Source organism: Telluria sp. ZB2R32, assembly GCF_059685715.1.
In genome coordinates, this window is record NZ_JCASIG010000006.1 from 350,974 (window position 1) to 376,782 (window position 25,809).

Annotated in this window: 19 protein-coding genes; 6 read left to right on the top strand and 13 right to left on the bottom strand. The window is 62.7% G+C overall.

Annotated features, from left to right (window positions below; genetic code table 11):
* Positions 1–5: 5 nt before the first annotated feature.
* From AC56LG_RS19175 to AC56LG_RS19190, 4 genes are all read right to left on the bottom strand, one after another.
* Entirely contained in the window at positions 6–1,370 is a 1,365-nt protein-coding gene (locus AC56LG_RS19175) for a copper resistance protein B (protein WP_497167659.1), read from the bottom strand.
* Positions 1,367–3,208 carry a copper resistance system multicopper oxidase gene (locus AC56LG_RS19180; protein ID WP_497167660.1) on the bottom strand — a complete coding sequence of 614 codons (1,842 nt, stop codon included), beginning with the start codon at positions 3,206–3,208 and terminating at the stop codon, positions 1,367–1,369. Before AC56LG_RS19180 ends, AC56LG_RS19175 begins: the two co-directional genes overlap by 4 nt.
* An 844-nt stretch (positions 3,209–4,052) precedes the next feature.
* Positions 4,053–5,429, bottom strand: a complete 1,377-nt coding sequence (locus AC56LG_RS19185; RefSeq protein WP_497167661.1) for a heavy metal sensor histidine kinase — start codon at positions 5,427–5,429, stop codon at positions 4,053–4,055.
* Positions 5,426–6,100: a heavy metal response regulator transcription factor gene (locus AC56LG_RS19190; protein ID WP_497167662.1), complete on the bottom strand. Its 675-nt coding sequence runs from the start codon at positions 6,098–6,100 to the stop codon at positions 5,426–5,428. Before AC56LG_RS19190 ends, AC56LG_RS19185 begins: the two co-directional genes overlap by 4 nt.
* 243 nt (positions 6,101–6,343) lie before the next feature.
* Between AC56LG_RS19190 and AC56LG_RS19195 the strand changes: the two genes are divergently transcribed.
* The 6 genes from AC56LG_RS19195 (at position 6,344) to AC56LG_RS19220 (ending at position 11,588) form a co-directional block, all read left to right on the top strand.
* Entirely contained in the window at positions 6,344–8,776 is a 2,433-nt protein-coding gene (locus AC56LG_RS19195; RefSeq protein WP_497167663.1) for a heavy metal translocating P-type ATPase, read from the top strand.
* A 309-nt stretch (positions 8,777–9,085) separates the two neighbouring features.
* Positions 9,086–9,463: a CzcE family metal-binding protein gene (locus AC56LG_RS19200; protein WP_497167664.1), complete on the top strand. Its 378-nt coding sequence runs from the start codon at positions 9,086–9,088 to the stop codon at positions 9,461–9,463.
* A gap of 29 nt (positions 9,464–9,492) precedes the next feature.
* Positions 9,493–9,759 carry a CopK family periplasmic copper-binding protein gene (locus AC56LG_RS19205; RefSeq protein WP_313706974.1) on the top strand — a complete coding sequence of 89 codons (267 nt, stop codon included), beginning with the start codon at positions 9,493–9,495 and terminating at the stop codon, positions 9,757–9,759.
* A gap of 77 nt (positions 9,760–9,836) precedes the next feature.
* Positions 9,837–10,202, top strand: coding sequence for a copper-binding protein (locus tag AC56LG_RS19210; RefSeq protein WP_497167665.1), 366 nt, complete (start codon positions 9,837–9,839; stop codon positions 10,200–10,202).
* Positions 10,203–10,284: 82 nt separating this feature from the next.
* Positions 10,285–10,650: a copper homeostasis periplasmic binding protein CopC gene (gene copC / locus AC56LG_RS19215; RefSeq protein WP_497167666.1), complete on the top strand. Its 366-nt coding sequence runs from the start codon at positions 10,285–10,287 to the stop codon at positions 10,648–10,650.
* Positions 10,650–11,588: a CopD family protein gene (locus AC56LG_RS19220; protein WP_497167667.1), complete on the top strand. Its 939-nt coding sequence runs from the start codon at positions 10,650–10,652 to the stop codon at positions 11,586–11,588. The genes copC and AC56LG_RS19220 overlap by 1 nt, the downstream gene beginning before the upstream one ends.
* Positions 11,589–12,073: 485 nt before the next feature.
* Here AC56LG_RS19220 and AC56LG_RS19225 read toward each other — a convergent pair whose 3' ends face one another.
* The 9 genes from AC56LG_RS19225 to AC56LG_RS19265 form a co-directional block, all read right to left on the bottom strand.
* Positions 12,074–13,870: a 2Fe-2S iron-sulfur cluster-binding protein gene (locus AC56LG_RS19225; RefSeq protein WP_497167668.1), complete on the bottom strand. Its 1,797-nt coding sequence runs from the start codon at positions 13,868–13,870 to the stop codon at positions 12,074–12,076.
* Positions 13,867–14,559 (bottom strand): PepSY domain-containing protein, encoded by a 693-nt coding sequence (locus tag AC56LG_RS19230; RefSeq protein WP_497167669.1) that lies wholly within the window; start codon positions 14,557–14,559, stop codon positions 13,867–13,869. Before AC56LG_RS19230 ends, AC56LG_RS19225 begins: the two co-directional genes overlap by 4 nt.
* A gap of 76 nt (positions 14,560–14,635) precedes the next feature.
* Entirely contained in the window at positions 14,636–17,347 is a 2,712-nt protein-coding gene (locus AC56LG_RS19235; protein WP_497167670.1) for a TonB-dependent receptor, read from the bottom strand.
* A gap of 231 nt (positions 17,348–17,578) precedes the next feature.
* Entirely contained in the window at positions 17,579–18,019 is a 441-nt protein-coding gene (locus tag AC56LG_RS19240; protein ID WP_497167671.1) for a hypothetical protein, read from the bottom strand.
* A 272-nt stretch (positions 18,020–18,291) separates the two neighbouring features.
* Positions 18,292–18,720: a copper-binding protein gene (locus AC56LG_RS19245; RefSeq protein ID WP_497167672.1), complete on the bottom strand. Its 429-nt coding sequence runs from the start codon at positions 18,718–18,720 to the stop codon at positions 18,292–18,294.
* A gap of 73 nt (positions 18,721–18,793) precedes the next feature.
* Entirely contained in the window at positions 18,794–21,976 is a 3,183-nt protein-coding gene (locus AC56LG_RS19250) for an efflux RND transporter permease subunit (RefSeq protein ID WP_497167673.1), read from the bottom strand.
* Positions 21,973–23,511 carry an efflux RND transporter periplasmic adaptor subunit gene (locus AC56LG_RS19255; RefSeq protein WP_497167674.1) on the bottom strand — a complete coding sequence of 513 codons (1,539 nt, stop codon included), beginning with the start codon at positions 23,509–23,511 and terminating at the stop codon, positions 21,973–21,975. The genes AC56LG_RS19250 and AC56LG_RS19255 overlap by 4 nt, the downstream gene beginning before the upstream one ends.
* Entirely contained in the window at positions 23,508–24,842 is a 1,335-nt protein-coding gene (locus AC56LG_RS19260) for a TolC family protein (RefSeq protein ID WP_497167675.1), read from the bottom strand. The genes AC56LG_RS19255 and AC56LG_RS19260 overlap by 4 nt, the downstream gene beginning before the upstream one ends.
* Before the next feature lie 69 nt (positions 24,843–24,911).
* Entirely contained in the window at positions 24,912–25,346 is a 435-nt protein-coding gene (locus AC56LG_RS19265) for a hypothetical protein (protein ID WP_497167676.1), read from the bottom strand.
* Between the last annotated feature and the right edge of the window lie 463 nt (positions 25,347–25,809).

Below are 25,809 nucleotides of genomic sequence, written 5' to 3' on the forward strand. Positions count from 1 at the left end.
TCTCCCTAGAACCATAGACGCACGCCAGCGACTGCCTGGACGGCTCGCGGCTTCCCCCCACGCTGCCGCACGAAGTCGGCCGTTTCGCCAAATTGCTTGCTCCATGTCACACCAATATAGGGCGCGAACTTGCGGGTGATCTCATAGCGCAGGCGCAATCCCGCACTCACGTCGGACAGGCCCGAGCCCGTTCCCCGCTCCTGGTCGACGCGGCTATACAGGTTTGCCGACAGTTCCGGCTCGAGGATCAGGCGCGAAGTGAAAAGCACTTCGTACTTCGCGCTCAGCCGCGCCGCGAGGCCGCTCCCGGAGCGCCAGTAGGCCGTGGCCTCGGTCTCGAACCAATAAGGTGCCAGCCCTTGCACGCCAAAGGCCACCCAGTCACGGCTTCTTCCTTCCCCAGTATCGTGACGGACACCGAGTTGCGTGCTCCAGAACGTGGCGAAAGCACGATCCCATAGCAGCTCCGTGCGTGCCTCCTCAAGCGCGCCGCCGCGCCGCTCGCCTTCGGCTTTGACCCACAACTTGTTGTAGTCGTTGCCGTACCAGGCTTCGAGTTCGATGTTCTGGCCTCGCTCTCCGTCTCCTTTCGCAAACTCCGCCTTGTCAAGCAATACCCTCCCGAACGGGGCGTTGTCGTTCATTTCGTGATTGCCGAGACCGGCAGGCCGTGTACCCTCGTTGTAGGCGTTCGGGTCACGCGCATCAGGAGGGGGGGATCCGCCTTGCATCGGGCCCATCTGCATTCCCTGACCTCCGGTCATGGCGCCCCCCATGGCGGCGTGATCCATCGAACCGCCAGGAACGGTGGCTTTCGAAGCTTGCGACGGCGCGTTCGCGTGCCCCATGGCCGAGTGATCCATCTGTCCCATGCCCTGGCTCTGCGCTCCCGGGTTCGCTTGCGATGTTCCCTTCGACTGCTGCGGCTGGGACATCACGTGTCCGGAGTGGCTTTGGTCCACTGACGATGACTGTGCGGCTGACGTGGCCTGCGGCTGCGTTGGCTGTGCTGCCGGCTTGGCCTGCCCCGCCGCTGCCCCGTGCCCCATCGCCGCGTGATCCATGGCGGGCACGGCCGACTCCGGAGCAGGCTGGGGCACCGCTGCCGCGCCGCCACGTCCAGCGCCGTCGGCGCGCTTTGGCGGAGCTTGCTTTTTCCGCGCTGTTTGCTTCGGGGGTGGTGCTGCGGGTGCATGACCCATGGCTGCGTGATCCATTTCCGACATATCCTTGCCAGAAGTGGGCGCGCCGTCAGTAGACTGTGTCGATTGCGCCGCCGGCCGGCTGCTCGATTGGGCCAGCGCGTGTGTCGATAAGGCGGCCGATAAAGCGAGCGCCAGCTGAAGGGAAACGAACGGTGTTTTTTTCATGATACGACCACCTCCCTGAACATTCCTGCCTCCATGTGATACAGCAAGTGGCAGTGATATGCCCAATGCCCCGGTGCATCGGCGGTCACCCGATACGTGATCCGCTGCGCCGGCTGGACGTTGATCGTGTGCTTGCGGACAAGGAACTCCCCGCTCTCCGACTCCAACTCGCTCCACATGCCGTGCAGGTGGATCGGGTGATTCATCATCGTGTCGTTGACCAGTACGATACGCAGCCGTTCGCCAAACCGGAAGTGGATCGGTAGCGCCTCCGAGAATTTCTGTCCGTCGAACGACCACATGAACCGCTCCATGTTGCCCGTCAGATGCAGTTCGATCTCGCGCGTCGGTTCGCGCGGATCGACAGGACCGCCGACAGTGCGCAGGTCGGCATAGGTCAGCACCCGCCGGCCGTTATTTCGCAGATTGACTCCAGGGTCATCCAGGTTCGTGCGAGGCATGTCGACGTGCATGTCGACGCCGGGACCATACTCTGTTCGCGCGTGAGTCACTTTCGGCATAGCAGTATTCTTCGCAGCAGTGCCCGAGCCCGGGGCGGTATGGCCGGCATGGTTTTCCGGAGGCATTGCATGCTGCATCTGGCCGTGGTCCATAGCGGCCGGTGGACCGTCGCCATTCATCGCGTGGCTGCCGGCGGAGGATCCGGATCCATGCATGCCCGACATGGCCATGGCCCCCATCATGTCCGTCATCGTAAGCCACTGCGCCTCGTCCACTGGCGGCACGGCTGCCTGCATCCCGAGCCGCGGTGCAAGCGTGGCCCGCACAAAGCCGGATCGTCCGATCGACTGAGCGAAAATCGTATAGGCCTTGTCTTCGGCAGGCTCGACGATGACATCGTAGGTCTCGGCCACTGAAATCCTGATCTCGTCGACCGTGACGGGCTCCACATCCTGCCCGTCGGCGGAGACCACCGTCATCTTCAGGCCAGGAATACGCAGATCGAAGATGGTAGTCGCAGCGCCATTTATGATGCGTAGCCGCACCTTCTCTCCAGGGCGGAAAAGTCCGGTCCAATTTGCGTCCGCAGTGGCGCCGTTGATCAAGAACCGAAGTGCGCCGCTGATATTCCGGCTGGCCGTCACATCACTGAAGTCGGTGGGCATCATGCGCATCTGATTCCACATCTTGCGCTTTTCGACGGCAGCGGCGAAACCCATGGTTTTAATGTCGCTGACAAATGCGCCGAAGGTGGGCTGCTTGTTATTGAAGAAGTCACTCATCTTCTTCAGGTTCGCCATCACACGTTCCGGCTTCTCATCCGTCCAGTCGGACAGCATGACGACATGCTCGCGGTCCGCCGCCACGCGCTCGCCCGACTTCGGAACGATGACAATTGGTCCGTAGAGACCGGACTGCTCCTGGAACGCCGAGTGGCTGTGGTACCAGTAGGTGCCGCTTTGCTTGACTTCGAAGCGATAAGTGAAGGTTTCTCCAGGTTTGATGCCTGAGAAGCTTATCCCGGGCACTCCATCCATGTCTGCCGGCAGTAAAATGCCGTGCCAGTGAATGGAGCTCACTGTGGGCAAGCGGTTTGTAACCCGGATGGTAACGACGTCACCCTCCGTCCAATAAAGGGTCGGCGCCGGCACCTGGCCGTTAACCGCGGTTGCGATGCGCGGCGCTCCTGTGAAGTTGACCGGCGTCGGCCCGATCTCCAGGTCGAATGTAGTGCCGCGCAGTTCAGTGCGGTTATTCTGGGCTGCGAAAAGCGACGCCGGGCGCAAGCCTGCCAACGCCGCAGTTGCGCCTAGTCCTTTCAACACACGACGACGCCATCGACTGACGTGTCGGTCCTTGATATCTAAAACTTCCATACGACTCCTCCGAAATTAAAGTTGCGCTGCACGGGCCCTTACGTGGCGCTCGACGGAACGACCGCGAGAACGACGGGCAAAAGCGCTCCTTGCCAAATAGCATGGCAGCCATATCGCGTGGTTCCTGGCGGGGTGGTGACCTGTTAGGGATGAGACCTCTCGACCGTGACGACACTTATGGGCGCGAACGGATTTGGCCCTTGGTTGATGCAGGACCACGTGGCGACGAAGCGAACAAGGTCTCGATCAGGCGGTCTTTGGAGGACGCTCGATACGGGCGGGTATATGCCCGTCAAAGGAGGAAAGCGAAAACTGTCGAATGTCCTGCACTACTTCTTCGGCTGCGGTGAGGGCAATGCACGGAGGCGGAGCACATGCTCCAATAGAACATCCTGCACAGACAGCACACGCGACACGCTTGTGCTCACCAGAGCTGCCGCAATCTTCGTCCGAGTCGACACTCTGCATCGCGGTGCTGCCGGTTGAAACCATCGGTTCATGTGCAGCGTCATTTCCCATGTGCTGCAGTAGCGCTTTGTTCTCTCCGATATCGCTAGCCATCCCTGATTGATGGCTCATGCCGCACTCAAACTTCGCAATCGCCGCGATGCTTTGCATCGGCAGGGATACGACGAGCAGACACCAGAAGAATAACCGCAACCGTTTTCGCATAAAGACAATTTAGCACGATGTACAAGCAAGCCGCACACGCTTCGCGTCGGCGGCTTACAGTAGAAAAAGCCTGATACAAGGCGCCTTGCTCATTGCGTCGTGCTGGCGATTAACAACGTACGGGTGCGAGCGACGCTGGCCAAACCGGCGCACGGCACAGCCGCGCTTTAACTCAGGCCGGCAACATCAGTTCGAATTCGGTCACCCCGTCGCTGGACCGGGCCGATGCCGTGCCGCCATGTGCGCGCACGATGGATCGGGTGATCGCCAGTCCAAGTCCCGCCCCTTCCGCATCGCGGCGCCGCGCGGCATCAGCGCGATAGAAGCGGTCGAACAGGTGCGGGAGGTGCTGGGCATCGATCGTTTCGCCCGTGTTGCGCACCGTGATCGTCGTCCCGCCTCCCGGCACGCTGGACAGGACGACCGAGATCGCACCACAGACCGGGGTATGCCTGCATGCATTCGACAACAGGTTGCCGATCGCCCGGCGCAGCATCAATCTGTCACCTGCGACGGTGGCCTGGCCGCTGACCGAAACCTCAACTGACTTTTCCTCCGCCAAGTTGCCGTAGAACTCCAGCATTGTCTCGACCTCCTCACGCAGATCGACTAGTTCCCGCTGCGGCACCATCAGGTCGTTCTCGGCCTTTGCCAGGAACAGCATGTCCGAGATCGTGCGCGACAGCCGTTCGTACTCTTCCGCATTGGAGGCCAGTATGTCCCGGTATTCCGCCGCGCTCCTGGGTTGAGACAGGGTGACCTGGGTTTGAGTCAACAGGTTGCTCAGCGGGGTGCGCAGCTCATGCGCGAGGTCCGACGAAAAATCGGACAGCCGCTGGAACGAACGCTCCAGCCTGGCGAGCATCTGGTTCAGGGCCACTGCGACCTCGGCCAGTTCCTGCGGCACCGAGTCCACCGGCACGCGCCAGTCCAGCCGCTCCGCGGTCAGACGGGCGGCGTCGCTTGTAACGGCGCGCAGCGGCGCCAACCCACGTCGCGCCACCGCCCAGCCCATGAGCCCGGTGACGAAGGCTGCCAGCCCGACGGTCGCCCAAAGCGCGGCGCGAAACGATGACATGAAGTGCTGGTGGTGGACCAGGTCGGTGGCTAGCTCGACGAGCACAGGCGGGACCTGCATCCCGAGCGGCGCAGATCCCGTCAGTACCCGTAGTTCCCGCCCATCAGCGGCGTGTACCAGTCCGGCTACGCCCGCTGGTTCGGTAGACACCCGCGGAAAGTCGGCATCGGGGCTGGCGTACAGTATCGTGTCGTCCGTGGCCCGGATTCGCAGCGACAGTTCGTGATCGCCGACGAATGCCGCTTCCACCCGAGGCGCGAGCGCCTGGAGGTCGGCCGCCGTGTGCACCTGTCCCAAAACGTGTCTGGCGAGCTCGAGTTTTCCGCTCAGCATCTCCGTGTCGAGTTCCGCGAAATGGCGCTCGACGAGGTGGCCAACGACCAGTCCGAGCACCATCAGCACGGCGCCAGACGCCGATGCAAACAGCAGCGTCAGGCGCAGTGTTACCGAGCGCGCTCCCGGCAGCTTCACGGCGCCTCCAGTACGTAGCCCATGCCACGTACCGTGTGGATCAGCTTTGCCTCGAACGCGTCGTCGACCTTCGCACGGAGACGCCGGACCGCCACCTCGATCACGTTGGTATCGCTGTCGAAGTTCATGTCCCACACCTGGGACGCGATCAGGGATCGTGGCAGCACCTCCCCCTGGCGCCGCAGCAGCAATTCCAGCAAGGCGAATTCCTTGGCGGTCAGGTCGATCTTGTGACCGGCCCGGGTAACCCTGCGGCGCAGCAGGTCGAGCTCCAGGTCGGCGGCGCGCAGTGACTCGGCTTCCTTGACCTTCGTGCCACGGCGCAGCAAGGTGCGCACGCGCGCCAGCAGTTCGGAGAACGCGAACGGCTTGACCAGGTAGTCGTCCGCGCCGAGCTCCAGCCCCTTGACGCGATGGTCGACGTCGTCCTTTGCAGTCAGGAACATGACGGGCATGTCCTTCCCTGCCTGCCGGATCCCGCGCAGGATTTCCCATCCATTCATGCCGGGGAGCATAACGTCCAGAATAGCCAAGTCGTAGGCCTGGGTCAGCGCAAGGTGTTGTCCATCGGCGCCGTCGCGCGCCAGATCGACCACAAAACCCGCCTCCATCAGCCCCTGACGCAGGTATTCGCCGGTCTTGGGCTCGTCTTCAACTACAAGAATCTTCATGTGTAGAACAGTTTGCAAGAAAGTTCCGACGATTTTGCCCTGCCCGGACAATCCTGTCCCGCACCTGACAGAAATGTAATCCGGCAGTCAGCATCCTGTCAGCGCCGCCGACGCCGACAGACTCTCCATTTACTGAATCATCCCAGCTACGACCAGACGGTGGTCTCCGCCCGGCACGGTTACCGCTTGACCTTCCAATGATTGGAAGCTTTATCCTGAAGACCATTGCTAATGGAGAGACCAATGAATAGTGCTCTTGAACGAAATTCGGATGTGACTGATCTGACCTTCCAGGTCGGCGGCATGACTTGCGCCTCGTGTGCCGCACGCGTGGAGCGCGCCTTGAAGGCCGTTCCCGGGGTGCGCGAGGCTTCACTCAACCTGGCCACGGAACGGGCGACGGTACGTGCCGATCCCGAAACGCGTGTCGAAACACTGTATGAAGCCGTGGAAAAAGCCGGCTACGAAGTGCAGGCTGCGGCCTTCAGCCTCTCGATCTCCGGCATGACCTGCGCCTCGTGCGTCACGCGAGTGGAGAAGGCGCTTCGGAAAGTGCCTGGAGTAGCCGAGGCATCGGTGAACCTTGCAACGGAAAAAGCCCAGATAAGGGCGCTGGGCGGCGTCTCTCCCGATATGTTAATCGATGCTGTCACGAAAGCCGGGTACGAGGCCAGGATACCTGACGAGAGCCCGCCTGCTTCGGAGGTCACTCCCAGCCTGCCAAGCTGGTGGCGCGTGGCCGCGTCCGCCCTCCTGAGCCTGCCCTTGGTCGTACCGATGCTGGCGATGCCGTTCGGCCAGGACTGGGCCCTGCCCGGCTGGCTGCAACTGCTGCTGGCGACGCCGGTTCAATTCTGGCTCGGCGCGCGCTTCTACAAGGCTGGCTGGAAGGCCCTGCGTGCAGGTGCCGGCAACATGGATCTGCTCGTGGCATTCGGTACCTCGGCTGCGTACGGGCTTTCGGTCTACCTGCTGTGGGCGCAGCACAGCCACGACGGTATGCAACACCTGTATTTCGAGTCGTCGGCTGTCATCATCACTTTGGTCCTCCTTGGCAAATGGCTGGAAGAGCGCGCCAAGTATCAGACCGTGGGCGCGCTGCGTGCGCTCGAGTCCCTGCGTGCGATCAACGCGATCGTGCGCCGCGATGGCGTCGACAAAGAGGTCCCGATCGCCGGCGTCCGTCACGGCGACCTTTTCATTGTCCGTCCCGGCGACCGCGTCCCTGTCGACGGGGTGATCGTCGAAGGGAGCAGCCACCTGGACGAATCGCTGCTGACCGGCGAAAGCCTTCCGGTCTCGAAATCCGTCGGCGACGCCGTTACCGGCGGTGCGGTGAATGCTGACGGCATGCTGATTGCCAGGGCAACCGCCGTCGGTGGCGAAACCATGCTCTCACGGATCATCAAGATGGTGGAAGACGCGCAAGCCGTCAAAGCCCCGATTCAACGACTCGTCGACAGGGTCAGCGCCGTCTTCGTTCCGGTAGTACTCGTCATCGCGGCGGTGACGTTTGTCGGATGGGGGCTCGCCAGCGGGGACTGGCAACAGGCGCTACTGAACGCGGTTGCGGTAATGGTGATCGCCTGCCCGTGTGCCCTTGGCCTGGCGACACCGACCTCAATCATGGTCGGCACCGGTGTCGCGGCCCGTTACGGCATCCTCATCAAGGATGCCGAGGCACTGGAAACCGCCCATGCGGTCACCGTAGCCGCCTTCGACAAGACCGGCACGCTCACCGAAGCGAAACCTGCCGTGGTCGCCGTAAAAGGTGCGAGCCTGCCGGAGCGCGACCTCCTCGAACTGGCGCGCGCGCTCCAGCAATATAGTGATCACCCGCTAGCGAAGGCGGTGGAAGCGGAAGCGTCCAATCGCGGTGTCGCGCTGCGCCCCGTATCCAATGCAAAAGCGCTGCCAGGGCGTGGTGTCCAGGCTGATGTCGATGGCGCCACGGCTTACCTCGGCAACTCTCGGCTGCTGCAGGAACTTGGCGTTTCTGTGGGCCCGTTGGAAGGCATCGCCGCTCATCATGAGAACGCCGGCCGCACCGTTTCCTGGCTGGTCGTAACGACAGCGGGCGGCCTGGAATTGTGCGGACTGCTCGCATTCGGCGACACAATCAAGCAAACCGCGAAGGATGCGCTCGCTCGGCTGCGCCATCTGGGGATACGCGCCGTCATGCTGACGGGCGATAATGCAGGCGCGGCAAGGGCCGTCGCGGAAGCAGTAGGCATCGACGATTTCAGGGCCGGCTTGCTCCCGGCCGACAAGGCGCGCGTCGTCAGCGAGCTCAAACAGAATGGCGAGACCGTCTGTTTCGTCGGCGATGGTATCAACGATGCTGTCGCCCTGGCTGCGGCAGACCTGGGAGTCGCGATGTCGACAGGCAGCGAAGTGGCGATCCATACCGCAGGCGTGACGTTGATGCGCGGCGACCCATCGCTCGTCGCGGAATCGATTGATGTATCGAAGAAGACCTATCGAAAGATCAGGCAGAACCTGGGCTGGGCATTCGTGTACAACATCGTCGGGATACCGCTGGCGGCTTTCGGTTACCTGAGTCCCGTCATTGCCGGCGCTGCCATGGCATTGAGCAGCGTGAGTGTGGTGTCGAATTCACTGCTGCTGCGCCGCTGGAAACCGGGTTCGCTTGACGCAGGGCCTGCAGCAGACTGAGTGCGCGATTGCGTCCGCTCATGCGGCAGCGTCCGGAATTCCGAATGCCGCCGTCCGCAAACTGGCGCTTATCTGGCAGCGTGCTGTTTCACCCTGGCGCGACGTCGATCAGATCGCCTCGCGTGAGAGCGGGTACAGATCATCTGCCCTCAGCCATGCCACGCCGGCGCGGCTGCTCCTGACCGGACGATTACAAAAACGTAAGCTTCGAGTCACCTTCCTGTCGGCGTCACGTACGTAATATGGCCTTCAACGCGGGACTTTTCCCGTGTCGCTAACCAGCAAGGCATGTCCCAACAGGAGAACAAGATGACCACATACATCGCCAGGATCGCTCTCGCGACGCTATTCACCGGAACTGCCATGGCCGCCGGACTGGCCCACGCCGAGCCGACGCCAGCGTCCGATCCGCAACTCGCAGCTGCGCCGCAAGCGGCGCAGCTGGGCCGACAGGCGCCGTTCGGCTACCCGGTCGCTGGCGGTGCCAGCCGCACCATCACGGTCGACCAGAAGACGCGGTACCTGAACGTGACCCGCCTCGAGACCGTCACGATCAATGCGGACGGCAAGAGCGTGACCTGGAGTTTCGACACGCTCGACACGAGGTTCTTCCCGCTTTCGCACATTCTGCCCGGCGCAGACGATGTCACGGTGTATGTGAGCGAGTCGCCACAGTATTTCAACTAGTTCTCTCTAACTGATATCAGGAGCACATCATGAAAAAATTATCGATCGCCGCCATCATGGCTACGGTGGCTTTACCGCTCTTCGCATCCGAGCCGCCGCAGCAACAGATCGCCTTGCAGGACGGCAGCACACTGCACATCTTCGAGAACGGGAGGATGGCGATGGAAAACAAGTACGGCCGCGCGACCAGCATGGAAGAGGGTGAGGTCATGGTCACCAAGGATGGCCAGCGAATCACGATGCGCGGCAACGAAGTGCTCCGACTGAACTTCGCATTAAAGGAACACATGGAGTAAGTTTCACACCCGTCGCGCCAAACGCCCTGGTGCGTCCGTCGTAATCGGGAATTTTTAAATTGTTTCTGGAGCCTCAAATGATTCGTTTTTCCTCGCTACTTTCCGCCCTTGTCGTATCCGCTGGTCTCGCCCTCGCTGCTGGGAGTGCATCGGCTCAAATGCAGATGCACGATCATGCAGGGCATAACGCCATGCCTTCCGAGACGCAGGGAGATTCCAACGCACTGTCGACCGGTGAAGTCAAGAAGGTTGACAGGGACGCCGGCAAGCTGACGATCCAGCATGGCCCGCTGAATAACCTGAACATGCCAGCCATGACCATGGTGTTCAAGGTGCAGGATCCGGCCATGCTCGATCAGGTAAAAGCCGGCGACAACATCCGCTTCCGGGTTGAGCGCGCCAATGGCAGCTTGATCGTCACCAAACTCGAAGCGGCCAAGTAGGACCATGCCTTCCGTATCCACAGGCTGACGGATCAGGAAGGCGACCATCTTCGCACTCGGTTAACTAACGAAAAGGAAAAACATGTCTCTCAAACGCATTCTGGCCGTCACCGCATTCGCCCTCGCAAGCGCCGTCACCTCCTCGGCCTTCGCACACGCAAAACTGCAATCGTCCGATCCTGAAGCGGGCAGCACGTACGACGCGGCACCGAAGCAGGTCCGCCTGAAGTTCAATGAAGCGCTCGAGCCCGCGTTCAGCAAGATCAAGGTGACCGGCCCCCGGAACAACGATATCCCGGTCGCCGCCACGACCGTCGACAAGGCGGACCCCACCGTCATGACTGCTCCGCTGCCGGCGCTATCCACCGGCGAGTACCACATCCAGTGGTCGACGATGACCCACGACGGCCATAAGGCGAAGGGCGACGTTACGTTCAAGGTCAAGTGATGGGGCCGGGCCTGGAAACCGCCCAGCATCTTGTCACTGCCCTGCTGAACCTGGCCGTCGCCGTGCTTACGGGAGCGACCGCGTCCCGTTTGTGGCTTGCCGGCGATGCATCGGGCTGGGCTGAAGTACGCCGCCAACCTCTTCGCATGGTTGCCGTCGCCAGCGCCGTCGTTGCACTGGTCGTTAGCGTCGTGTGGCTGTGGCTCGAATCGGCGGCGATGGCCGAAGTGCCGGTCGCCGAAGCGGCGGGCGCCACCTGGTCGATGCTGACCTCCACCCACCTCGGATACGCGGCCTCGATCGGGATCGCCGGACTGGCAGCGGCCACCGCCGGCGCGCTCCTCGGCGGTGAGCGAAGCGCGCGACCGGCACTGCTGACTCTGCTTGGGCTGGGCGTGTTCTGGTACACACGGGGAACGATCAGCCATGCGGCAAGTGACGGCGACTTCAGCGTGCGCCTGTTGATGGACTGGGTCCACCTCGGCCTGATCAGCCTGTGGGTCGGGGAAGTGATCCTGTCCGGTGGCGTCATGTTGAGGACATCCGACAGTATGAGCGCAGCCGACAGGCGTGCCCGGGCCGGTTATGTAGCGTCCCTGTCCAGCTCAGCGACGGTTGCCCTGACTGGCATCTTCGTGACCGGTATCTACGCCGCCTGGCGCAGCTTGGGCGGGTTCGGCAACCTGGTCGGTAATCCTTACGGCAGCACGCTCATGGCCAAGCTGCTGCTCGTCGGGGCAGCGGCGATGCTGGGCGGCTTTAACCGCTTTGTTGTGATGCCGCCCTGGCTCGCGCGCGAGTCCGCAGGTAACGCCGCGCCGGAGCATTTCCCGGCAAGATTCAGGCGCATACTGTGGATCGAAGCGCTGGTGCTGCTGGCGGTCGTCGTGCTGGCGGCCTGGCTTGCATCGACCTCGCCCCCGGGCGAACAGATGTAATGCAAGCTGGTAGCCGCCCTTGTTCTGACTCAGGGCGGCCGACCGCAACGGTGCTTTCGCCCTGTGCAATCCAGGCCGGCAGCACCGTCAGCACGAGGCCGAACAGGCCCGACTTCTCTGTGCTGAACAGCATCTGCTCGCACCTCGACCCACCACAACGGTGGAATCGCCACCGGCCGCGGTAGCGGCGCAGCAGGGTGTCGGCCATGCCAACGTGGACTTCACCGACAAGTCATCAAGCTGGGGCGCGCTGGTCAAACAGTCGGCGAACGGACGGAGCTCGATCTACACGCCAGAACCGGAACGGTTCCGTGACCCGGCCCACGTCTACTGGCCCCAGGAAGCGACCGAAAGCTGCGCGATCTGCAACCACCCTCGCAACTATCGCCGGTAATCGCGGAACATCTCCGTTCCACGTGCACTGGTCTCGACGTAAGGTGAAGTAGGCACGTGGGAGCGCCGCCACCAGAGCGGGTCCCGCGGCATCAGACCTTGAAGTCGTCGAAGGCCACCATGCCATCGTCGACGCCGAGTTCCTTCAGCATCCGGCGCGTCGCCGCCAGCATGGCCGGTGGGCCGCATACGTAGAACTCGAGCGACGCCAAATTCGGATGGTCTCGCAGCAAGCCATCGCGCACTGCCTCGTGCACGAAGCCTGCCGGTCCAGCATCGCCCTCTTCCGACAGCACGAGCCGCCAGTCGAAATTTGGATGGCGTGCCGCAAACGCCGCCATCTCTTCGACATAAGGTGCGTCGCGCCGGCTGCGGGCGCCGTACCAAAAGTGCACAGGCTCGCTCGCCCCTTGCGCGAAGAGCGCATGGATCATGGCCCGAAGAGGAGCCATTCCTGCGCCGCCACCAATGAACACCTTTTCGCGTACCCCGGGTTTGAGCGCGAAATCACCGTACGGGCCGCTGAAGGAGACCGTGTCGCCTGGCTTGAGCGTGTACATGTAGCTCGATCCCCTGCCAGGCCTTTCCCCCGTCATGAAGCGCACCAGGAAGACAAGGTGGCCGTCGGCCCGCTCAACCGGTACCGCGACGGAATACGAGCGGCGCAGCGGCGCGTCGTTGACCAGCTGGCCGCTTGTTCCGGCCTTGTGCCAATCGTCGCGATGGTCTTCCGGGACATCGATATGGCTGGCATCGCGCGCATATGCCGGGACATGCACCTGCACATAAGCGCCCGGGCGGCATGCGAGCGGACGTGCTGGACGTAACGAGATCTCGCGCAGGAAGGGTGTCAGCGCCTTCACACTGGTGACGACCGCTGTTTGCTCACTGGCCAACAGCGACGGGTCGCCGACATCGATATCGATGCCGCGCCCTACGGACAGCCCACAGGCCAGGCGGTAACCGGCGTCGAGCTTGTGCGGCGGTATCAGCGCGCGGTCGGCAGCCGTCGGCGCCGGGACCTTGCCAACACACCTGACCTCGCACAGCCCGCAACTTTGCCCGCCCCCGCAGTTGGAAGGCAGCTGCAGTCCCGAGCGTGCTAGGGCCTGGAAGACCGTGTCGCCAGCGGCGGCATCGACCGCGCGCGTGGGCATGCCCGCCGTGCCGGCGAGATGGATGCGGCTGCGCCGCCGCCAGCGGGCGGGAACGAACTCCGCCAGGCGCACGCTTGCGAACAGCAGCCACACACCGCTCAGGGCCATCCATAGGCCGCCGACCGCGCTGGATACGAGCAGCGGATTATTGAAGTTGGTCCGCTCGCTATAGTCCATGATGTGGAGCATCCAGAAGAAATCGAACAGGCGCCAGGTGCTGTTGCGATGCTCGAGCACCTTGCCCGAACGGGCGGACACGTACACCGTCGTCTCGTCGGCATCATCGAAGTCGACGCGCCACACAGGCTCCTTGTGCGCGCGCGCTTCGAGCGAATAGTCGAGCAGCCGCACAGTTCCGGCCTGGCCCTTGCCTGAGTACGAGGCGCGCGCGATCGCACCGGCGAGCGCGGCATCGATGGCGAGCGGCCTGCCGTCGACGGCACCGACCAGCCAGCTGCGTTTGTCGCCCTGCAGCTGGTACACGGGCCGGTCGAGCACCCAGCCGGACGTCACCGCGGAGACCCCCTCCTTGCTGGCCTCCAGCACGGCGGATGGGTCGAGCGCGTTGCGCGGCCAGATTGGGGGCGCCGGCGGCTTGACCCGGAATTCCTTTCCGTGCACCTTGCTTGCGTCGAGCAGGCTCATCACCACCCCGCTGCCCATCCATAACAGGAACTGGATCGCGATCAGGAGGCCAATCCACTTGTGCAGCTTGCGCATCCAGTGGCTCATGCCTGCCTCCTGCGCTGAAAACTATAGAAAAGCAGCCAGGCGCCGGACAGCGCGAAGGCAAGGCCCGTGATGGACGCCACACGCAGGAGGCTGTTGTTTACGTTTTCCCGCTCCTCGTAATCCATGATGTGGAACATCCACAGGAAGTCGAACCAACGCCAGAGTTCATGGCGTCGTGCGACGAGGTCGCCCGAGAATGGCGAGAAGTACAGGGTGTCCTTGCCCGCGTCGTCGTAATGCACCGCCCACAGCGGAACCGGTCGCGCGCCAACTTCCGACGGCGCCTTGGTGACCCATTCGATGCCCCGGACATTGCCTTCGCCTGCGTAGGCGGCGTCGGCCAGGGCAAGTACGGTCTCGCGGTCGATCGGGCTGATGGTCTTGCCGCTGACGGCATCGACCAGGCTGACTTTCTTGTCCTGCCTGATTTCGTACACTTCCTTATCGAGCAACACCTTCAGGCGAACCGAGGTGATGCCGGGATAGGTGTCGTGGAGCTTCGCCTGCGGCATCCTCGCGGTCGAGGCTGCGAGATGTTCGCTCGGGACATGGGCGAGGTGGTCGCCATGGATGACCTCCAGCGGCACCACGACCATGTAGAGGCCGCTGATCATCCACAGCAGTGCCTGGACTCCGATCACCAGTCCTATCCATTTGTGGGCGCGGCGCACCCAGAAAGCTCGTTGCATAATTATTTCGACAGTGAGTTGTAGCACCCGGCCCGCGTTGCAGGCCGGGTAGCACGAAAGGCCCTGGCGGACCCGATCAGAACTTGTAGCCCAGACGCACGTGCCAGCGGCGGCCGAGCAGGTCGTAGGTCATCGTGTCGGTATTACCGTCCGTCCAGCTCTGGATGTACGGCGGCTTCTTGTCGAACAGGTTATCGATACCGAACGAAATCGCCACGGCCTTATTGAAGGCATACTTCACGCTAGCGTTGTGATACACGATGCTCGGCGCCTGCGCCCCAATGTCCCCAGGCGCCGCATTGATATCATCCGCCTTGCCGATGTACTGGACAGTGTACGAGCCGGACCACGGTCCGTTCCCGGTCGTCAACGACGCGGTCGAACGCCACTTGGCGTAGCTGCCGCGGCCTCCCGTGATCTTGCCGGCGTATTCGATCACCTCCCCGCCTGGGAACGGAGCGACGTCGAACCGGTTCAGGCGCGAGACGTCAGCCGACAGCGACGAATTCCAGCCGTACAGCTTGAAATCATACAGGGCACCGAAGTCGATGCCGGAGACGCGTTGCTGAGCCGCGTTGGCCGGCTGCGAGGACAGGAAGTTGATCTCGCCAGTGCGCGGATCGCGCGTGAAGCTCGACGGGCTGCAGAAGATGTGCGACAGGCCCGGGGAGTTGTAGCACACGGCCAGCTTGGTCGAGCCGGGTACGGTCTCGATCGCGTTGTCGATCTCGATGTTGAAGTAGTCGAGTGTCAGGGTCAGCGACTTCGACGGCGTCCAGACCGCGCCCACCGTGAAGGTGTCCGCCTCTTCCGGTTTCAGGTTCGGATTGCCGCCGCCGGTCGTCAGGATCGACGGGCCGAACTGGCGGAAGCCCGCCGGCAGACCTGATGCCTGGCAGTTTTTGTAGACGGCCGAGTTCGGGTCCATCGTGTTCCAGTTGTTGCAGGGATCGGTCGTCGTCAGGTTGCCCTCGGAAATGCCGCCAAAAAGTTCCGGCACGTTCGGCACGCGGAAGGCGGTCGAGCGGTTGGCACGCAGCTTCAGCGACGGGATAACCTGCCAGTCCAGACCGAGTTTGTAGGTGGCCTGGGAGCCGAATAGGCTGTAGTCGGAATAGCGCGCCGCCGCGTTCAGGTTCAGCGCGTCCACGAACGGCAGTTTCGCCAGCACCGGGACCGACAGCTCGGCGAACACCTCACGCGCGCTGTACTTGCCCGCGATCGGATCCTGGGCGTTCGTATTGGCCGCGCCGGAGACGATCAGGCTGTCGGGGTCGCGCCAGCCCTGCTCGCGGCGGTACTCGAAACCGGAAGCGAATCCGACCGGACCCGCCGGCAGGGAGAACAGCTCCCCGCTGACGCTCGCATTGAAGCTTTTCTGGTCGTTGCCGCCGTGATCGCGCGTCGTGAAGTGGATGTAGTCGAGCACTGCCGGGCTGAGATTCCCGTAGCCAAGGTAGTTTCCGCAAGGGGCAGCGCCCGGGCCGGTCCCGCAGGTCGCCGCGTTCAGCGTTGCATCCACACGGTCCAGGTTGATGATGTTGGTCATGCCGTCGACGCCGGTATTGCGGCCCCAGTTCAGGGATGCCGACCAGTCCCAGCTGCCCGCGATCCTTCCCTTGAGGCCTGCGAGCACGCGGAAGGTGTTGGTCTCCTGGAAGAAGTAGCGCGGTCCGACCTCGGCCACGCGGCGCCGCTCTAGAGTCAGGTCCTGGCCGGTCGGATTAGTCGGATGGCTCGCAGCAATCTGAATCGGGCGGTAAACACCAATGGCGCCCGGTGTGGCAAGCTGCTCGGACTGGCGATTGGTGAACATCAGCTCGGTGAAGAGCTCGACCTTCTCGCTCAGGTGCACATTACCGAAAGCGCTGACGCCGATGCGCTTGATCGGATTGACCGCGTTCAGGAAAGGATTGCTGTTGTAGGCATGCTTTGCCGCGCTATAGGTCTCGAAGCCGCGCGGGTTGCCGTTCGGATCCTGGTTGAAATTGACGCGCCGTCCGTCTGCGAGCCGCGCCCGGCCGCCGATGGTCGAGGAGCTGCCCGAGCAGATCAGCTCGCCGTCGTCTTCGAACAGGGCGCAAGGCGCACGCGAGGCAAGGTTAACCGCCTCGCTTTCCGAGTAGTTCAGCGAGGCGATCAGGGAGCCGCGCTCGCTGCGCGTGCCCCAGACTACGTCAGCCGACTTTTCGGCGCCGTCCCCTTCGGCGGTCCTGCCGTAGCGGACCGAGGCCTCGACACCGTCGAACGCCTTCTTGGTAATGATGTTCACCACGCCGGCGACCGCATCGGCGCCGTAGATCGCCGAGGCGCCGTCCTTGAGTACCTCGACGCGCTCGATCATCGCGACGGGGATCATGTTCAGGTCGACGGAGCTGTTGGCGCCGGTGCCGCCCGAGACTACGCGCCGGCCGTTGAGCAGGACCAGCGTACGATCGATGCCCAGGCCGCGCAGGTTCACTTGGGTCGTGCCGTAGCCGTTACTGGTCCAGTAGGCGCTGGACTGGTTGCCTGCGGTGCCGGCCGACGACGGCAGGCGCTGCAGCAGCGTCTCGACCGAGATCGCGCCGGAGCGCTGGATGGCGTCGGCGTCGATCACCGTGACCGGTCCGACGCCGGAAATCTGCTCCTGCCTCAGGTTGATGCGGCTGCCCGTGATCTGGACGCGTTGCATTCCCCCGCCGTCGGCGGGTTCGCCAGTGGTCGCAGGTTGTTGGGCATCGGCGCCTTGATGCGACATTGCCAGCACAAGCGCGGCGGTGGCCGCCGGAATGGTCTTGTATTTCATTTTTCTCTCCAGGTGCATTGTTTTAGAAGCCGAGATACGGGCAGGCGATGCGTTGCCGCCGATGCCAAGAGCGGTGCTTTGCCTGCAGGAGCGGTCATGGATGAGACCAACGATCCAATAGCCAGTACGGAAGCCACCGTTACCGGGCCGGCGCACGCGAGCGCAGGCACCGGAAGACACGCCGGCAGTTCAGCAGGGTCTACAGGAAAGCGTCAGTCCAGACGCGAAGGGTCACGCCAAGCGTGGGGGACGTTCGATGCGGGCACGGATGTGCCCCGTAAAGGAAGAGAGGGGAAATTGCTGTACGTTGCTGACGGCTTCTTCGAAGGCGGTAACAACAACGATAGGAGGCGGAGCGCATGCGCCAATGCAGCATTCCGCGCAGGTGCCGCAGCTAGTGGCTTCATGAACACCGTTCGTTGTCTCGCAGTGGTCGCAGGATTGTTCATCTTGCGGGACCGCTTGCCTATGTTCGGGCATGTCCTCGTGCCCTGCTTCATGCGCTTCCATGCCTTGCATCTCGTGCACAAGCATCGCGCTGTGGCCCGTGCTGCTATCAATGGCAGCTTGATGGTCCATGCCGCATTCTGCTGTCGCTACCCCGGCCATGCTTCGCATAGGCAGGGACACGACAAGCAGGAACAGGAAGAATATTCGGAACGACTTACGCATGTGATTAATGTAGCACGGCAATTATCAGTTTTGCACACAATCTGTTACATTTTTCCCACATTGCATACGCACCTTTGTCGCTCAGTCTGTTTCGTTATTCGGAACACCTCAATAAATTTCGGAACGAAGCAGGATGCGTCAGTAGCCCTGAAACACTCGGGGGTCGGGTGTTTATATGGGTAAATAGTGTCCGTAGGCGCCGCCATGCTGTACTGGCACCATGCGCGACGGACGATACCGCGCTCAACTCATCCGTCGCGCCTGCAGCATGCTTACTTCACCGCCGTAATGACGTACTTGCCGCCTTGCTGCACGAATTCGACGTCGACTTTCTTGCTGACCGAAAGTTTGTCGAACAGGGCCTTGTCGTTGACGGCAAAGCCCATCGTCATGGGAGGCCAGTTCAGGCTTTTGACCGGCCCATGCGCGAGCGTCACGGTCCCTGCGGCCGGGTCGACGGCTTTCACCGTACCGATGGCCTCATGCCGAGTCGCCTTCGTACCTTTGTTTGCTTGCTGCGAGTTCATGCTCTTCATCATGTCCTGACACGACTTGGCATCCATGTTTTGCATGCCCATGCCCTTCATGTCCTGGCACGCTTTCGCGTTCATGCCAGCTTGATTCGGCTGCGCCTGGGCGGCGCCCAAGCCGGACACAGCAAGGGCTAACATCGCGGCGATCATGGTCTGACGTTTCATCATATTTCCTTTCGTATTTCAGTTGAGGTGGGTAGGTTTGCAGGCCCAGCGGCGTAGACGCCGCATGCCTGCCGTACTATTTCGCAGGAATCGTTCGCTCCTCGGCTGCAGGTGCCTGGCGCAGCCCGTGCATGCGCCGCGCCTGGCGGCGGCGCAGCAGCAGGTAGGCCGCAGGCACGACGAACATCGACAGTAGCGGCGCCGTGACCATGCCGCCGACCATCGGCGCGACGATGCGTTGCATGACTTCAGAACCGGTCCCGGAGCCAATCATGATCGGCACGAGACCCGCGATGATGACTGCGACCGTCATCGCCTTCGGCCGCACGCGCAGGACGGCGCCTTCCCGGATCGCGTCGACCAGGTCGGCTTCGCTGTCGCGTCCGGCCTCGACGCGGGCTTCCCAGGCATGCTTCAGGTACAGCAGCATGATCACGCCGAATTCAGCTGCCACACCAGCAAGCGCAATGAAGCCGACGCCGCTCGGTACCGACAAGTGGTGCCCGAGCAGCCACAGCAGCCACACGCCGCCGGCCAGCGCGAACGGCAAGGTGGCCATGATGAGGGCGGCTTCGTCGAAGCGCTTGAAAGTGAAATAGAGCAGCACGAAGATGATCGCCAGCGTGACCGGAACCACGATCTTCAGCTTCGCCGTCGCGCGCTCCAGGTATTCGAACTGGCCCGACCACGATACCGAATAGCCGGGCGGCAGCTTGACCTCGCTGGCCACGGACTGCTGCATGTCGCGTACTGCCGAGCTGAGGTCGCGGCCGCGAATGTCAACGTAGACCCAGCCCGACAGGCGCGCGTTCTCGCTCTTGAGCATGGGCGGCCCATCTTCGATGCGGATTGCCGCGACATCGCCTAGCCGGATCTGGGCGCCACGTTCGGTCAAGACCGGCAGCTCGCGCAGTTTTTCGACCGAATCGCGCACCTCGCGCGGATAACGCACGCTGATCGGGAAACGCTGCAACCCCTCGACCGTTTCGCCGATGTTGTCTCCGCCAATCGCGGACGACACGACGCTTTGCACGTCGGCGATGTTCAGTCCGTAGCGCGCAGCGGTATCCCGGTCAATCTTCACGTCGATGTAACGGCCCCCGTTCAGCCGCTCGGCCAGCGCCGATGACACGCCCGGCACTTTTTTTACGGCACGCTCGATCTCACCGGTGATGCGGTCGATGACCTTCAAATCGGTGCCTGCGATCTTGACACCGACGGGACTCTTGATGCCGGTGGCCAGCATGTCGATGCGGTTGCGGATGGGCGGAACCCAGACGTTCGACAGGCCCGGAACCTTGACAATGCGGTCCAGCTCCTCGACCAGTCCGTCAGGCGTCATGCCGGCACGCCACTGGTCGCGTGGCTTGAGCTGGATCGTGGTCTCGAACATCTCCAGCGGCGCCGGGTCGGTGGCCGACTCCGCGCGGCCGGCCTTGCCGAACACACTTTGCACTTCCGGGACGGTCTTGATCAGGCGATCGGTCTGCTGCAAGAGTTCAGCCGCCTTGCCGACGCCAAGACCAGGCAGGGCCGAGGGCATGTATAGCAGGTCGCCTTCGTCGAGCGGGGGCATGAACTCGCCGCCCAGGCGTGACAATGGCCACACTGTCGCGGCAGCGATCAGGCCCGCAACGATGATCACTGTCTTCGGATACCGCAACACGCGTTCGAGCAGCGGGCGGTACAGCCAGATCAGACCGCGGTTGAGCGGATTGCTTTGTTCGTCCGGAATGCGGCCACGGATCAGATAGCCCATCAACACCGGGATCAGCGTCACGGACAGACCAGCGGCGGCGGCCATGGCATAGGTCTTCGTGAAGGCCAGCGGCGCGAACAGCTTGCCTTCCTGCGCTTCGAGCGTGAACACCGGCACGAAAGACAGCACGATGATCAGCAGCGAGAAGAACAAGGCCGGGCCGACCTCGGCCGCTGCATCGCCGATCACACGCCAGTGTTCGTCGCCAGCGAGCTTCTTGCCCGGATGGGCGTGGTTCCACGCCTCGATATGCTTGTGGGCGTTTTCGATCATGACCACGGCTGCGTCGACCATCGCGCCGACCGCGATTGCAATCCCACCGAGCGACATGATGTTCGCATTCACACCCTGGTAGTACATGACCAGGTAAGCCGCAAGGATGCCGATTGGCAGTGACACAATCGCCACCAGCGCCGAACGCATGTGGAACAGGAAGACTGCGCAGACCAGTGCGACCACGATGAATTCCTCGATCAGCTTGTGTTCGAGATTGGTGACTGCGCGCGTGATGAGGCCCGAGCGGTCGTAGGTCGGCACGATCTGGACACCGGGCGGTAGGCTCGACTTGAGCACCGTGAGCTTTGCCTTGACCGCGTCGATCGTCTCGAGCGCATTCTTCCCGGAGCGCATGACGATCACGCCACCCGCCACTTCGCCTTCGCCATTCAGCTCCGCGATGCCGCGCCGCATCTCCGGACCGATCTGGATACGCGCGACGTCACCAAGCCGTACCGGCACGCCGGCCTCGCTGGTTGTCAGGGGAATCTTGCGAAAATCGTCGAGCGATTGCAGATAGCCGGACGCGCGCACCATGTATTCGGCTTCGCCCAGCTCCAGTACCGAGCCTCCGGTCTCCTGGTTGGCCTTTTGCACGCCGTCGACGATCCTGGCGTGCGAAATACCGAAAGCACGCATCTTGTCAGGGTCCAGCTGGATCTGGTACTGCTTGACCATGCCGCCAATGCTGGCGACTTCCGACACGTTCGCGACCGCCTTCAGTTCGTATTTGAGGAACCAGTCCTGTAGGGCGCGCAACTGTGACAGGTCGTGCTTGCCGCTCTTGTCGACGAGTGCGTATTCGTACACCCACCCCACTCCGGTGGCGTCCGGCCCGAGCGATGGTTTCGCTTGCGGTGGCAGGCGCGACTGCACCTGGTTGAGGTATTCGAGCACGCGCGAACGTGCCCAGTAGGGATCGGTGCCGTCATCGAACAGGATGTAGACGAACGAGTCGCCGAAAAAGGAATAGCCGCGTACCGTCTTCGCTCCCGGCACGGACAGCATGGTCGTCGTCAATGGATAGGTGACCTGGTTTTCGACGATCTGCGGCGCTTGGCCCGGATAGGTGGTGCGGATGATCACCTGCGTATCCGACAAGTCCGGGATGGCGTCGAGCGGCGTCCTCGACAGAGCCCACACGCCCCAGGCCGTCAGGCCGACAGTGGCCAGCAAGACCAGGAAACGGTTGAGGATCGACCAGCGGATCAACTTGGCGATCATTTGCCGTCTCCGCTACCGTTTTGCTTGTTGGCCGGCATGATCGACGTGATCTGGTAGTCGCCCTCCGGGGTCTGGCGGATCTCGAACGTCACCTTGTCACCTACTGCGACATTGCGCGGCAAGCCGGACGGCGGCAGCGTGAACGGCATCGTCATCGGCCCCCATTGCAGCGTCGGTATCGCCTCGTGCGACAAGGTGATACTGTCGGGATCGATCTTCTCGACGCGGCCACGCCCGTGATGGGTCGGGGCGGCAGCCGGTTTGGTGCTCTTTGCGGCACCCGCATCGCCCATGCGTGCGATCACGCCTTTGAGACTGGCTTCCGAGTCGACCAGGAACTGCCCGGACGCGACGACCTTCTGGCCGGACGACAGGCCGCTGCGGATCTCCGTCTGGCCATTGCCTTCGCTCCCCGTCTCCACCTCGACCGGAGCGAACTTCCCATCCTCGCTCGCAACGAACACGACGCTGCGCGTGCCGGTCTGGATCACGGCCTCGCTCGGCACCAGCAAGACGGCCTTGCGCGCAGCCGGTGTCAGGCTAACCGTTGCGAACATGCCCGGCACCAGCCGGCCCTCTGGGTTGGCGAGCTCGATGCGCGCCTTCAGGGTGCGTGTGGCCGGATCGATTTCAGGCAGGATCGCGCCGACTTTGCCTTGGAAGGTCATACCGGGCCAGGCGGCGGCACGTGCCTCGACGGTGCTGCCTGGACGTACCTGGGCGGCTGCCGCTTCAGGAATCTCGGCATTCACCCAGACGGTCGACAGGCCATTGATGCGGTACAGCGGCGCACCGGACGTGATGGTCATGCCCTCGCGCACGGCAAGCTCGGCCACCACGCCAGACACTGGTGAGGTGATCGTCAAACGCGGACGAACCTTGCCACTTTTCTCTATTTGGCGGATCTGCTCCTCGGTCATGCCGGCCAGGCGCATGCGCTGGCGTGCCGCGTCGGCCAGATCCGCCGACATACGGCGTGCGGCCAAATAGTCCTCCTGCGCCGCCACCCAGTCGGGAACGTAGATATCGGCCAGCGCCTGGCCCTTGCGGACACGGTCGAGCGGCGCACGTACGTGGAGGCGCTCGACATACCCGTTGGCACGGGCCTGCACGAGGAAAAGATCGCGCTCGTTCCAGGCCACGCTGCCCACCGATTCAAGTGCAGTGGCAAGGCTGCCTTCCTTCACCTCGGCCGTCCGGATGCCGAGGTTTTGCTGTACGCGCGGACTGATTGCAACCTTGCCGTCATCGCCGGCTTCGTCGGCATACACCGGCACGAGCTGCATGTCCATGAAGGGCGACTTGCCCGGCTTGTCGAATTTCTGGCCGGGTACCATCGGGTCGTGCCAGTAGAGCACTTTTCTGCCCGTCGCAGGATCGACCTTGTTGGCACTCGTGGCCGCCCCGCTGCCGGTTAGTGCCGGCATGGCGGCGTGCAGGCCATGCTGCATGCCTGCCCAATACAGGCCACCGCCGGAGGCGATCAGGATGCCGGCCGCGGACAACGTGAGGATGAGGTTCTTTTTCTTGGTCATTTCATGTTCCTGGAGATGGCGGCGGCCGCCGGCATTGCGCCGTGCGAAGTGGGAAAGAGGAAGTTCAGTTCTGCCCACAGCCTGGCGGTGTCGGCTTCGAGCTGCAAGCTCGAGAGATGAACGTCGAGTTCGCCACGCCGCGCGGCCAGCACCTCGGCAAGCGTCGCCTTGCCGCCACGGTAGGCCGCCAGGCTTGCCCCGCTGCGCTCTTGCGCCAGCGGGATGAGTTCCCGGGAATACCGTGCCAAGCGTTCGCGATTGGTCTGCCACTCGACCACCATGACGCGCGTTTCAGCTGTATGCGCTCGCAGCATCTCGTCGCGTTCGGCACGAGCCTGTTCGGCCGTGACGAGCTTGGCAGCCAGTTCTCGGTCTTGCCTGTTTTTCTGGTCCCACTGCAGCGGGACCGAGACGCCGAACGAGATCATGTTGGAATATCCCGGACCACGCTGCGCATAGCCCACTTCGACGGTCCAGTCGGACTTCTTGTTGGCCTCGGCCAGCTTCGCCTCGGCCGCAGCGACATCGACCTGCTTGTTGAGAACGGCGATCTCAGGGTGGTGGGCAAGCTGAGTATCGAGCGAGGCCGGGTCGAGCCGGATGGCGTCGATCGCCGGTTGGCCGGACAGGGGCTGGTCGGCGATGTCGCCAACCCAGCGCGCGAGTGCGATCTTCGCACTGCGCACCCGGCGCGCGGCGTCGTCCGTACGGTCGTCGAACTGGGCGACGGCAGCCCTGGCAGACAGCACGTCAGCTTGGCTCCCACGTCCGGCCCGGTAAGCGGCATCGGCGGCCTCGCGCTCACGTTGCGCCTCTTCGCGCTGGGAGGCAATCACGGATGCCATTGCTTCGGCATAGTAGCGATCGAGCCAGGCGATGGCCGTCGCACGTTCGACATCGGCGGTGGTCTTGTCTTTTTCGGCCAGACCTTTGTCCGCTTCGCGCTGATACCGCTCGGCTCGAAAGCTGCGTTTGTCTGAGCGTGTGATTTCCTGCATCACGCCGATACGACGCATCGTCATGAAGTCCGCTGTGAAGCTTCCACGGTCGGGGCCGCTGACTGGCAGGTTGTCGACACCGATCTTGAGCACCGGATCGGGCAAGCGGCCAGCTGCCACTGCCATCTCACGTGAAGCCGTCACAGCAGCATCCTGCGCGGTAATCTGCCGCGAGCGTTCAATGGCGAGACGCTGCGCCTCGGCCAGGGACAAGGCATCGGCGGCAAGGGCAGGCGCCGCCAAGGCCAGGGACGTTGCCAATACGCCCAGGTATCCTGTCAGCGAAAACAGGGGAGCGCGCCCGTGACGGCGCGCGGAAAAGAAAAAGGACATGCGATCTCCACAAGCGTTGAAATACATCGCGTGCGCAAGCGCGCGCGGCGAATCAAGCAGGCGGAGTTGTCAAATACGGAAGCAGCAGTGGCGTATGGCCAATGTTGGCTCGGTCGCGTGTGATAGCGACGGCATGGCGGTAACGACGCCTGGAGGCGCTAAGCCAGCATCGACGAAGACCACGGACAGAACCGGCCCGATGACATGGAAGGGCAGCACCGAGGGGGAATCGGGCTTGTTGAGTGATTGCGGATCGGAGTGGTTGTGCGCATGGCACAAGCTCGGCTGGGCCTTGTCCGCCTTCTCCATACCGCTGCAGTGATCCATGCCGGCCATCCCGTCGTCGGCTGCCGCCATCGTCATGCGTTCCGGCATGGTCGTGCCGGGACAGACGTACGAAGCCAGAGCCAATTGGGTGAACAGCAAGCTGATCACGGCAATCACGGCGGCAACGAAGCGGGTTGAACGGGACGGTTTCATCACTTTAGACATTTCAACAAGCATTGTGGCGGCGCGCTGCTGCCAGTGTCAAGCGCCTGGAGTGAGCGTGGCATGACTTGTCATTTAATAGCATATCGAGCCGACTGCGATGGCTGCCTGACAATACGGAGACAAGCATAAACCTTCCCCTTATGGGAAGGTCAAGCAGTCATTACTATCCGTATCGACACTCTCCGGACCCATCACCATTCGTAGTGGCAAGCGTCATCATGCCTTGCTGGGCTCTACCTGATCAGCTTTTGACATCTGGTTCGTTTGGCAACCGCTTGACCATACTGATATTTGTGCCACCCGTATCACAACCGGGACAATCCTGACAGCAGACCCAAGGGGTCCCAGTAGGATACGTTTCGGAACTGGCGATGTTGATCGAAGTCGGGCGAGGTTCCGCTTAGCGGTTAGAACTGAGGTCGAAATGGCTTGACCTTCAAGTAGCTTGAAGGTGTTAGATGAAAGACTCCTCTAC

Coding starts and splice junctions, on each gene's coding strand:
- AC56LG_RS19175 (WP_497167659.1), bottom strand. CDS start 1,370: ATGAAAAAAACACCGTTCGTTTCCCTTCAGCTGGCGCTCGCTTTATCG.
- AC56LG_RS19180 (WP_497167660.1), bottom strand. CDS start 3,208: ATGGAAGTTTTAGATATCAAGGACCGACACGTCAGTCGATGGCGTCGT.
- AC56LG_RS19190 (WP_497167662.1), bottom strand. CDS start 6,100: ATGAAGATTCTTGTAGTTGAAGACGAGCCCAAGACCGGCGAATACCTG.
- AC56LG_RS19195 (WP_497167663.1), top strand. CDS start 6,344: ATGAATAGTGCTCTTGAACGAAATTCGGATGTGACTGATCTGACCTTC.
- AC56LG_RS19200 (WP_497167664.1), top strand. CDS start 9,086: ATGACCACATACATCGCCAGGATCGCTCTCGCGACGCTATTCACCGGA.
- AC56LG_RS19205 (WP_313706974.1), top strand. CDS start 9,493: ATGAAAAAATTATCGATCGCCGCCATCATGGCTACGGTGGCTTTACCG.
- AC56LG_RS19210 (WP_497167665.1), top strand. CDS start 9,837: ATGATTCGTTTTTCCTCGCTACTTTCCGCCCTTGTCGTATCCGCTGGT.
- copC (WP_497167666.1), top strand. CDS start 10,285: ATGTCTCTCAAACGCATTCTGGCCGTCACCGCATTCGCCCTCGCAAGC.
- AC56LG_RS19220 (WP_497167667.1), top strand. CDS start 10,650: ATGGGGCCGGGCCTGGAAACCGCCCAGCATCTTGTCACTGCCCTGCTG.
- AC56LG_RS19225 (WP_497167668.1), bottom strand. CDS start 13,870: ATGAGCCACTGGATGCGCAAGCTGCACAAGTGGATTGGCCTCCTGATC.
- AC56LG_RS19230 (WP_497167669.1), bottom strand. CDS start 14,559: ATGCAACGAGCTTTCTGGGTGCGCCGCGCCCACAAATGGATAGGACTG.
- AC56LG_RS19235 (WP_497167670.1), bottom strand. CDS start 17,347: ATGAAATACAAGACCATTCCGGCGGCCACCGCCGCGCTTGTGCTGGCA.
- AC56LG_RS19240 (WP_497167671.1), bottom strand. CDS start 18,019: ATGCGTAAGTCGTTCCGAATATTCTTCCTGTTCCTGCTTGTCGTGTCC.
- AC56LG_RS19245 (WP_497167672.1), bottom strand. CDS start 18,720: ATGATGAAACGTCAGACCATGATCGCCGCGATGTTAGCCCTTGCTGTG.
- AC56LG_RS19250 (WP_497167673.1), bottom strand. CDS start 21,976: ATGATCGCCAAGTTGATCCGCTGGTCGATCCTCAACCGTTTCCTGGTC.
- AC56LG_RS19255 (WP_497167674.1), bottom strand. CDS start 23,511: ATGACCAAGAAAAAGAACCTCATCCTCACGTTGTCCGCGGCCGGCATC.
- AC56LG_RS19260 (WP_497167675.1), bottom strand. CDS start 24,842: ATGTCCTTTTTCTTTTCCGCGCGCCGTCACGGGCGCGCTCCCCTGTTT.
- AC56LG_RS19265 (WP_497167676.1), bottom strand. CDS start 25,346: ATGCTTGTTGAAATGTCTAAAGTGATGAAACCGTCCCGTTCAACCCGC.